9 protein-coding genes are annotated in these 10,484 nt (G+C 33.2%); 8 read left to right on the forward strand and 1 reads right to left on the reverse strand.

Annotated features, from left to right (window positions below; genetic code table 11):
* Nucleotides 1-105: 105 nt before the first annotated feature.
* On the reverse strand, nt 106-714 hold the full coding sequence (locus tag B8965_RS07630; RefSeq protein WP_084053331.1) for a hypothetical protein: 609 nt from the start codon (nt 712-714) through the stop codon (nt 106-108).
* 828 nt (nt 715-1,542) lie between these two features.
* On the opposite strand from B8965_RS07630, the gene glyQ reads away from it, so the two are divergent.
* The 8 genes from glyQ to B8965_RS07670 all read left to right on the forward strand — a co-directional run bounded on the left by glyQ (nt 1,543) and on the right by B8965_RS07670 (nt 10,466).
* Entirely contained in the window at nt 1,543-2,460 is a 918-nt protein-coding gene (gene glyQ / locus B8965_RS07635) for a glycine--tRNA ligase subunit alpha (RefSeq protein WP_084053333.1), read from the forward strand.
* Entirely contained in the window at nt 2,461-4,536 is a 2,076-nt protein-coding gene (gene glyS, locus B8965_RS07640; RefSeq protein WP_084053335.1) for a glycine--tRNA ligase subunit beta, read from the forward strand. It abuts the gene before it with no gap.
* A gap of 177 nt (nt 4,537-4,713) precedes the next feature.
* Nucleotides 4,714-5,523, forward strand: a complete 810-nt coding sequence (locus B8965_RS07645; RefSeq protein ID WP_084053337.1) for an electron transfer flavoprotein subunit beta/FixA family protein — start codon at nt 4,714-4,716, stop codon at nt 5,521-5,523.
* An 18-nt stretch (nt 5,524-5,541) separates the two neighbouring features.
* Nucleotides 5,542-6,792: an FAD-binding protein gene (locus B8965_RS07650; protein WP_084053339.1), complete on the forward strand. Its 1,251-nt coding sequence runs from the start codon at nt 5,542-5,544 to the stop codon at nt 6,790-6,792.
* Nucleotides 6,793-6,806: 14 nt separating this feature from the next.
* Nucleotides 6,807-8,111, forward strand: a complete 1,305-nt coding sequence (locus tag B8965_RS07655; protein ID WP_084053341.1) for an FAD-dependent oxidoreductase — start codon at nt 6,807-6,809, stop codon at nt 8,109-8,111.
* Entirely contained in the window at nt 8,108-8,389 is a 282-nt protein-coding gene (locus B8965_RS07660; RefSeq protein ID WP_242941957.1) for a ferredoxin family protein, read from the forward strand. The genes B8965_RS07655 and B8965_RS07660 overlap by 4 nt, the downstream gene beginning before the upstream one ends.
* 192 nt (nt 8,390-8,581) lie before the next feature.
* Nucleotides 8,582-9,931, forward strand: a complete 1,350-nt coding sequence (locus tag B8965_RS07665) for a YeiH family protein (protein ID WP_144015885.1) — start codon at nt 8,582-8,584, stop codon at nt 9,929-9,931.
* An 82-nt stretch (nt 9,932-10,013) separates the two neighbouring features.
* Nucleotides 10,014-10,466, forward strand: coding sequence for a helix-turn-helix domain-containing protein (locus tag B8965_RS07670; RefSeq protein WP_084053345.1), 453 nt, complete (start codon nt 10,014-10,016; stop codon nt 10,464-10,466).
* The last annotated feature ends 18 nt before the right edge of the window (nt 10,467-10,484 follow it).

Here is a 10,484-nt window from a genome sequence, read left to right on the forward strand (position 1 = left end):
ACCGAAAAAGCTCATGAAATAACCTCCTTTCAACTTTAATTTAATTACTTACCCCGTACAGAGTATGAATCGAGCAAGGTATTTGACACTGAAAAAGCAGGAAATTTATTGTTTTTGATTATTAGCTAAATTTTTTAGCATATTTTGGACAAGAGGATTTTCTAGGAATTGAGTAAAACTAGCTTGATTTAGAGGCGGTTTAGTTGTTTGATTAAAGTTACCCATATCTCTAGAGTAATCTTGCTCATCGGGTGTATTAGATACAAAATCATTTTCATCTACATTAGTATGAACACTATTTTTAGATAATGAACTAATAACTGGGGCTAAAAGCTCAATGGAATTAACTATTCCATCTACGCTATTAGCAACCATACGAATACTATCAGCTGTTTTTTTTATATTACTTGTTGCAGATGTTAAAAGATAAACAGGTGATCTTTTCAATATAGGTTTTTTGAATTTCAAGTTTGGCTTGTGAAACTTTATTCCATTATTTATAGCCTTCATTTCAGGCTCATTCATAGTTTGAGATGAAAAATTTTCATAATGCTCAGAATAGTTGTCGACTAGGGTAATATTATCATTCTCAAGATTATGCTCATTTAAAGTATTTTCTGATATTTCTCCAGAGAAATCGTTTATATCGTTTGTTATTTCTTCAGTAGTAGATATATTTTCCTCATAGAAATCTTTTTTCTTTTTACGACTCATTTCTTGCCTCCTTTACTTTATGAGTTAGGCAAAAGTATTAATCTTCATAATTTAAAGAGAAGCAGTAAAAAATGGAAAAGGCCATCTTTTACTGCGTAAAACTAGCAAGAAAATCTAGCAATCAAATGCTTCTAATAAAATACCAAGGATATAGAATATAATTAATAAAGTAAAGATAACTTCTAATGCACCACCACTAAAAAAGTTAGCACCTCCGAAACCACAGCCCATGATAATCCTCCTTTCAAATCGTGAATTTTCATTAATATAAGTATTTTATTTTTAATTAATCAAATATTTGGCAGAAACATGATAAGATAATGATGATAATAACCATAGTTATTAACTTAGAAACACAATTGTCTGAACCGAAAAACCCACAACTTCTATCTGACATGAACGAGCCCTCCTTTCTATGTATGTGTTCTTACAGTGATAAGATATGAATGTTAGTATGAAATTGACACAACTTTTTTTAAAATTTTTTCTAACCTTTTGCTTACACCCATAAGATATGGAGTTTAGGTAGAAAGTGTTACAAAAATTTTAGAAATATTTTTAGATTCTGTGTATGTTTTTGCTTACACCCTAAGTTATGTAGTAAACTTAAAAGTGTTACGAAAAAGTAAATAAATATTTCAAGAAAATAAATCCATTAATAGACTTAAGATAAATAATACTATTAGCAAGGTGAAAATTATCTCAAGTGATAATGAGGCGTTAAAATTGATTTTTTTAATCATAGTAAAACCCTCCTTTTTTAATGTATAATATAGTAATACTTAGGATTATTCTTTTTATTTATAAAACAATTTGGGAGGAAAAAAAATGAACTTTCAAGATATCATTTTGACCCTAAACGATTTTTGGGGTAAGCATGGTTGTATTATTCAACAACCTTACGATATGGAAAAAGGTGCAGGAACTATGAATCCAGCTACTTTTTTAAGGTCACTAGGACCAGAGCCGTGGAATGTTGCTTATGTAGAACCTTCTAGACGTCCAACTGATGGCAGATATGGGGAAAATCCTAATAGGCTACAACATTATTATCAATATCAAGTAATACTTAAGCCGTCCCCTGAAAATTTTCAAGAACTATATTTAGATAGCTTACGTGCTCTTGGGATTAATCCTTTAGAACATGACATTCGTTTTGTAGAGGATAACTGGGAGTCCCCTACTCTAGGTGCATGGGGATTAGGCTGGGAAGTTTGGTTAGATGGTATGGAAATCACCCAATTTACTTACTTTCAGCAATGCGGAGGTATAGACTGCAAGCCTGTATCTGGTGAAATAACCTATGGTATTGAGCGTATTGCTATGTTTATTCAAAAAAAAGATAGTGTTTATGATATAGAGTGGGTAGAGAATATTTCTTATGGAGATGTTCACCATCAAAATGAGGTAGATTATTCTGAGTATAATTTTGAGGTAGCAGATACAGAAATGTTATTTAACTTATTTAATGCTTATGAAAAAGAAGCTTTGAGAGTTATAGAGCGGGGATTAGTCCAACCTGCATATGATTATGTTTTAAAATGTTCACATACCTTTAATCTTTTAGATGCAAGAGGAGCTATTAGCGTAACCCAAAGGACAGGCTATATTGGTAGAGTTAGAAATATGGCAAGAGTTTGTGCTCAAGGTTATGTTGATCAAAGAGAAAAAATAGGTTATCCATTAATTAAGGATGAAAATCAAAGAAAAAAATTAGGCTTAAATTCTTTAAAGGAGGAGAAATAAATGGCAAATTTACTTTTTGAAATTGGTACAGAAGAAATTCCAGCAAAGTTTATGCCTCCTGCCTTAAAACAATTAAAAGAATTAGCAGAAAAAAAGTTAAAGGAACAACGTCTTAAATATAAAGAATTAAATACTTATGGAACTCCTAGAAGGATTGTATTAGAAATTAAGGATTTAGATAGCAGACAAGAAGATTTAGAAGATGAAGTTAAAGGCCCTTCAGCAAAGGCCGCCTATGATGCTGAGGGGAACTTAAGTAAAGCTGCTTTAGGATTTGCTAAAGGTCAAGGTGTAGATCCTAAAGATTTACAAATAAAAGATACGCCAAATGGTCAATATGTTTTTGCTAATAGAAAAGAAATAGGTAAAGATGCAAATGAAGTATTAAAAGAAATGTTACCAGGTTTAGCGTTAAGTTTATATTTTCCTAAGCCTATGCGTTGGGGCGATAAAGAAACTCGTTATGCTCGCCCAATTAGATGGTTAGTTGCTTTACTTGATACTGAAATTATTCCTTTTGAAATTGAAGGAATACACAGTGATCGTATTACTAGAGGGCACCGTTTCCTAGGATCTGATCATATTATGATTAAAGAAGCATCAGCTTATTTTAGTCTGATGAAAGATAATTATGTAATTGTTGACCAAGCCGAAAGAAAGAAACTTATTGTAGAGCAAATTATTGAATTAAATAAAACAATTGAGGGTAAAGTCGAGTCTGATGAAAACTTATTAAATGAAATTGTTTATTTAGTTGAATATCCGACAGCATTAGTGGGTGGGTTTTCTAAAGATTACTTAGAAATTCCTAAAGAATGTATTATAACGCCAATGAAAGAGCATCAAAGATATTTCCCTGTTTTAAAAGAAGATGGTGAATTATTACCAATGTTTGTTACAGTTCGTAATGGTGATAGCGAACATTTAGATATTGTAAGACAAGGAAATGAAAAGGTTTTAAAAGCACGTTTAGATGATGCTAAGTTTTTCTTTGATGAGGATAGAAAGAAAAAATTAGAAGACTATGTAGAAAAATTAAAAACAGTAGTTTTCCAAGCAAAGTTAGGTACAATTTATGAAAAAGTAGAAAGAATTGAAAAAGGCGCTAAAAACCTAATTGCTAGTTTAAACATTGACGAAGAAACAAGTAAAAGAGCATTAAGAGCTGCTTATTTAGCTAAGGCTGACTTAGAAACTAATATGGTTTATGAGTTCTCTGAATTACAAGGAATAATGGGTTCGAAATATGCTCTGTACTCTGGTGAAAATGAAATAGTAGCCAAAGCAATTTTTGAGCATTATTTACCTCGTAATGCTGATGACTTTTTACCGGAGACTATTGAAGGAACTTTAATTAGTATTGCTGATAAAATAGATACAATAACAGGATGTTTTTTAGTTGGTATTGAGCCAACAGGTTCTCAAGATCCATATGCATTAAGAAGACAAGCACTAGGAATATGTAAAATTTTATTAGCAAAAAAATTAGATATAAATCTAACTACTTTAATTGCAAGATCTATAGAAAATTACGCCCAAAAGCTTGAAATCAATAATACAGAAGAAATAATTAAAAAAATCTACGATTTCTTTGAATTAAGAGTAAGGAATATCTTAACTGATGCTAATTATCGTTATGATGTAATTGAAGCTATCATATCAGTAGGATATGATCACCTCAATCATATTGTTATGAAAGCAGAAGCTTTAAATGAAATTAAAGGTACTGAGGAATTCACAAAATTATTAACTGCATTTACGCGAGCTAATAATTTAGCTAAAAAGGCTGAAAGTATTGTAATAAATGAAGAATATTTAGTTGAAGATAGCGAAAAAGAGCTTTATCAAGTATTAACAAAAGGTCAAGAGGTAGTACAAAAGGCTCTAGAAAATCACAAGTTTAAAGAAGTATTACAAGTAATTAGTAAATTTGAAGAACCGATTAATAAATTTTTCGCTGATGTAATGGTTATGGATAAGGATGAAAAAATAAAAAATAACCGTTTAGCACTTTTAAAACAAATTACGCTATTAGTAGAACCTATTGCTGATTTAACTAAAATAGTACAAGACTAAAAATTATAACTTGCCAAGACTTAAATGTCTTGGCTTTTTTTATACATTATTCATGGACAATATTGGTAAAATGATGCATACTAGACAACAAACCTTTTTTTTGAAGGATAATTTGCGTAAAATAAGGCATAATCTCTAATAAGAGTATAAACTATATTAAAAATGGGAGGGGAATTTATGCACTATGTGGTTTGCGTAAAGCAGGTTCCAGACACTACAGAAGTAAAAATAGACCCTAAAACAAATACTTTAATCAGAGAAGGGGTTCCATCAATTATGAACCCATATGATGTTCATGCTGTCGAAGCTGCTATACAGTTAAAAGAAAAGTATGGTGGTAAAGTAACAGTGTTAAGTATGGGTCCACCTTTAGCAAAAGAAGTATTAAAAAAAGCAATTGGTTTAGGTGCTGATGAGGCGGTATTGATTTCAGATAGGGCTTTTGCTGGAGCGGATAGTTTAGCTACAAGTTATGCTTTAACAAAGGCTATTGAAAAAATTAATGAACAAGAAAAAATTGATTTGATTATTTGTGGAAAACAGGCAATAGATGGTGATACAGCTCAAGTTGGACCAGGTATTGCTTCACGTTTAAACATATCTCAATTAACATATGTTATGGAGATAAAAGAAATTAGTGATAATTCCATTTCGGTATTTCGCAAAGTAAAAGGTGGTCAGGAATTAAGTAAAACAAAATTACCAGCCTTACTTACTGTAATTACTGATATAAATGATGTGAGATATTCTAGCTTAGATAATTTAATTAAAGCTGCTCGTTTTGATTATAAAACGTGGACTAAAGATAATTTAGATGCTGACATAGAACATTTAGGTTTAAAGGGTTCAGCAACAATGGTAAGAAATATTTTTGCTCCTCCACAAAGAGAAAAGGGCGAAATTATTCCTGGTGGGGAAGGTAATGGTGAAAAAGCAATAGCTACTCTTTTAGATAAATTAATACCATTAGATATAATTCCAAATTAATCAAGAGGAGGTGTTCTCGTGGCAGTTGAAGTTATAAAAAGCAATTGTATTGGTTGTGGAGCTTGTGTACAAGCCTGTCCCTTTGATGCTTTAGATTTAGTGGATGGAATAGCTGTAGTTGATCCAGAAAAATGTACAGACTGTGGAGTGTGCGTAGGAGTTTGTCCAGCAAGAGCGTTACATCTTGAGGAAAGTAAATGTAGTCCTAATAGTAAAGAACAATCTTGTAATGTGAAAATAAAGGAAAAGCAAGTTGATAATAGTGAGATTTCTAAGTACAAGGGAGTATGGGTGTACATTGAACATAGTTATGGAGATATAGCAGATGTGTCATATGAACTACTTGGTATAGGAAGAAAGTTAGCAGATGACCTAGGAGTTAAATTAGCAGGAATTTTACTTGGAAGTGATGTAAAAGATAAAACTAAAGATATTTTTGAATATGGTGCAGACCAAGTCTATCTTGTAGATGATCCAGTGCTAAAGGATTATAGAACAGAGGCGTATTCGCATTGTGTGGAATCTTTAGTAGATAAATATAAGCCAGAAATAATGTTAATGGGAGCAACTACCCAAGGAAGAGATCTTGCTGGATATGTAGCAACAAAATTACAAACTGGTTTGACTGCTGACTGTACTGAATTAGCTATAGAACAAGAAAGTAGACTTTTATTACAAACCCGCCCTGCTTTTGGGGGAAATGTAATGGCAACTATTGTTTGTAAAGAAAGTAGACCACAAATGTCTACGGTAAGACCAAGAGTAATGCCTATGCCTGAAAAAAGACCTGGAAACAAGGGTGAAGTTATCGAAGAGAAAAACACACTGCAAGAAGATGATATTGCAACCAAGATATTAGAAATAGTATCTGAAGGTGGAGGTCTAGTATATCTAGATAGAGCAGATATTATTGTTTCAGGTGGAAAAGGAGTAGGATCTAAAGAAAACTTTAAAATACTACAAGATTTAGCAGATGTTTTAGGTGGAACTGTTGGAGCATCAAGAGCGGCAGTTGAAGCAGGATGGATGGAACAGAGTCGTCAAGTAGGACAAACCGGTACAACAGTAAGACCTAAAATATATTTTGCACTTGGCATTTCAGGTGCTATTCAACATTTAGTAGGCATGCAAACTTCAGATGTAATTGTTGCGATAAATAATGACCCTGATGCTACTATCTTCAATGTTGCTAATTATGGTATAGTTGGAGATTTAAAAAAGATTGTACCCGAGTTAACAAAAGAGCTCAAAAAACGGCTTCAAGGTTAGGGGGGATGATATAAATGGTACAAGAAAGATTTGATGCAATAGTTGTTGGAGCAGGACCAAGTGGACTTTCAGCTGCCATTACCATGGCAAGGGCTGGTTTAAAGGTTATTATTTTTGAAAGAGGAGAATATCCTGGATCTAAAAATGTTATGGGTGGGGTTATCTATAGGGAACCAACTTCGAGGGTGTTCCCAGAATTTTGGAAAGAGGCCCCAATAGAAAGACCTTTAGTAGAAACAAATTATTGGTTTATGACAGATAATGCTGCAACTAAAATAGGATATAGGACAGCAGATTTTATGGAAGATCCTTATAATTCTTTTACTGTCTTAAGAGCGAGGTTTGATAAATGGGCAGGAGAAGAAGCTAAAAAAGCAGGAGCATTACTTATTTGTGAAACAGTAGTAGAGGATATAATTAAAGAAGATGGAAAAGTAGTTGGAGTTAAAACTGGAAGAGAAAATGGAAATGTTTATGCAGATGTTGTAGTTATATCAGAAGGAGCCAATAGTCTTTTAACCCAAGCATCGCTAGGTATGCAAAAAAACCACTTGCCTGCTAATCATTTTGCGATATATGCAAAAGAAATAATTTCCTTACCTAAAGAAAAAATTGAAGATCGCTTTGGCTTAGAAAAGGGTATGGGTGCTACCATTGATATGTTTGGTGATACTACAAATGGAATGGTAGGAACGGCCTTTTTGTATACTAATAATGAAAGTGTATCATTAGGTGTGGGAGCATTAATCTCGCAGCTAAGTGAAAAGGGAGTAAATCCAAATGATTTATTAGAAAAACTAAAAAGACATCCAGCTGTTAAGCCTCTAATTGAGGGTGGGGAACCTAAGGAGTATTTAGCGCATATGATACCAGAGGGTGGATATAAGGCAATACCAAAACTTTATGGAAATGGAGTCGTAATTGTTGGTGATGCCGCTCAATTAGTAAACGGTCTACATCGCGAGGGTTCAAACTTAGCAATCACTTCAGGTAAAATAGCCGCAGAAGTAATTATAGACGCTTTTGGCAAAGGCGATTTCAGTGAGGAAAGTCTTGCAAATTATGACAAGCGTTTAAGAGAAACGTTTGTTATTAAGGATTTACAAAAATATCAAGACTCATCAAGTCATTTTGAAGAAAACCCAGATTTATTTGCTACTTATCCAAAGTTTATGAGTATGGCACTTAAAGAGTTCTTTACCGTAAATAGTGTATCTAAAAAAGATAAACAAAAGATTATTATGAAAAATGTTTTCGACGAAAGGTCTAAATGGAAATTAGGTAAAGACCTCTACCACATATGGAGGGTATTAAAATGATAAAATTAGAAGATAAGTTATTCTTAAATCGCTATTTAACTGATGATAATAATCATATAAATATTGTTAATCGTGATGAATGCCTAGTATGTGTGAACAAGCCATGTACCTATGTTTGTCCGGCAAGGGTATATGAGTGGGATGAAAAAGAAAAAAGAATAACAATAGCTTATGAAAACTGTGTAGAATGTGGTACTTGTCGTTATGTATGTCCTCCTCATGTAATTGATTGGCGTAATCCTCGTGGAGGTTATGGAATACAATATAAGTTTGGCTAATAGATAGGTTTGGTTGTTTATTAAATTGCCTGTACAAGGGTATATTTAGTATAACAACCAGACCATTTTTATATCTTTTAAAAAAAAGGTATAAAATGTATACAAAAAACAAAATTAGTAGTATCAAATTTGGAAAAACATGATAAATGAATCATAAGAAAAACTTATTCAATTGATAAGGGGATGGAGAATATGGAAGATGACGGAAAAGAAAAGCTACAAAAAACCAAAGCTAGTAGTGGATGGTCCGATTTATGGAAAAAGGAAGACTGGTGGGCAGTTTGGTTAGGTCTTGGAATCGTATTTGCAGGAATTCTATTCTGGTCAATGGGAGGATCCATTAAACCTATTGCGGTAAAAGTTCCAACATGGTCTGAATTTTCTGTAGTAAGTCAATTTTTAGCTGAGAATTTCACTAATATTATTTTACTATTCCTAGTTTTAGCGGGTGTATTTGCGATTGCAATCAAAGTCTTAGGACACAAGGTAAGCGATTTCTTAAAAGGATTTATTATAGTTTTTATCATGTCACTAGTAATTTTAATTTTAGGATCTAACACTTGGTTTAAAGCTTATAACTTAGAGGCACCTCTAGTAGCTTTAGCCTTAGGGTTAATAATTGGTAACGGTGTAAAAATACCTGATTGGATGAATGCATCTTTGCGTACAGAGTTTTATGTTAAAACAGGTATTGTTTTATTAGGAGCAACATTACCATTTACTTTAATTTTAGAATCAGGACCAGTAGCTTTTGGTCAGGCAACAATAATTGCTGTAACTACGTTTATGTCAATTTATTGGGCTGGTACTAGACTATTTGGTTTAGATAAAAGATTTGCAGCGACTTTAGGTGCTGGTGGATCTATCTGTGGAGTATCAGCTTCAATTGCTATAGGTGGTGCGGTAAAAGCAGAACAAAAACACGTTTCCGTTGCTATTTCATTAGTAGTTGTGTGGGCGATTGTAATGATTTTCACTTTGCCATTTTTGATTAAGCTTTTGGGCATAGCAGAAGGTCCAGCAGGTGCTTGGATTGGGACTTCAGAGTTTGCTGATGCTGCAGGTATGGCGGCAGCTGCTGCCATCGGTGAACAGGCAATTCGTTCATTCACATTAATGAAAGTTGTCGGCAGAGATATGTTTATAGGTATTTGGTGCTTTATCTTAGCTATTGTTTCAATTACAAAATGGGAAAAAAGAGAAGATGGAACTAAACCAGATGCTATGGAGATTTGGCATAGATTCCCTAAGTTTGTATTAGGATTCTTTATTACATCAGCTATAGTTACATTCTTATTAACATCAGTAACTGCAGATTCTGCATCAATTGTAAATAGTGATGTAATTGCGCCTATTAAAGTTTTACGTACTTGGGCATTTATTTTCTGTTTCTTCTGTATTGGATTAACTACTCGCTTTAAGGACTTAACGTCTGTTGGTTGGAAACCATTTGCAGCTTTTACTACAGGTGTAGCAATTAACGTTCCTTTAGGTTTCATCTTATCAGTATTATTATTAGGTTCTTATTGGTCTGGAGTATAATTAATATTCAAAAAACACCTTCAAGGTGTACCGACCCCCAAAAGTTAGACCAAAAATCTAACAATTGGAGGTCGGTATTTTTATGGCTGCATACAGTTATGAGTTTAAAAAGAAAGTTGTAGATGCATATTTACGTGGCGAAGGAGGTTATACTTTTTTAGCAGAAAAATATGGAGTAAAAAACAGAAGACAAGTTCTCAATTGGGTACATTACTACGAAGAACTTGGTGATGATGGATTAAAACGTTCAAGAAAGAACGAAGCTTATTCTTTTGAATTTAAGCTTGGTGTGGTAGAGTCTTATTTAACAAGTGAGGTATCTTATCAGGAACTGGCTCTTTCGATAGGGATTAATAATAATGCTCTTATCGCTAGGTGGGTAAATGATTATAGAGCGGCTGGTCCTGATGCCTTAAGAGATAAGAAACGTGGGAGAAGGGCTAAAATGAATTCATCAGGTAAGGCTGTTAATATACAACGCCAAGATGATTCAGCTCCTGTTGATACAAGCACTGAGCATGTTAAACAGACTTGAAGCTGAACTCTTAAAACT

This window comes from Desulfonispora thiosulfatigenes DSM 11270 (genome assembly GCF_900176035.1).
GTDB lineage: Bacteria > Bacillota > Peptococcia > Peptococcales > Desulfonisporaceae > Desulfonispora > Desulfonispora thiosulfatigenes.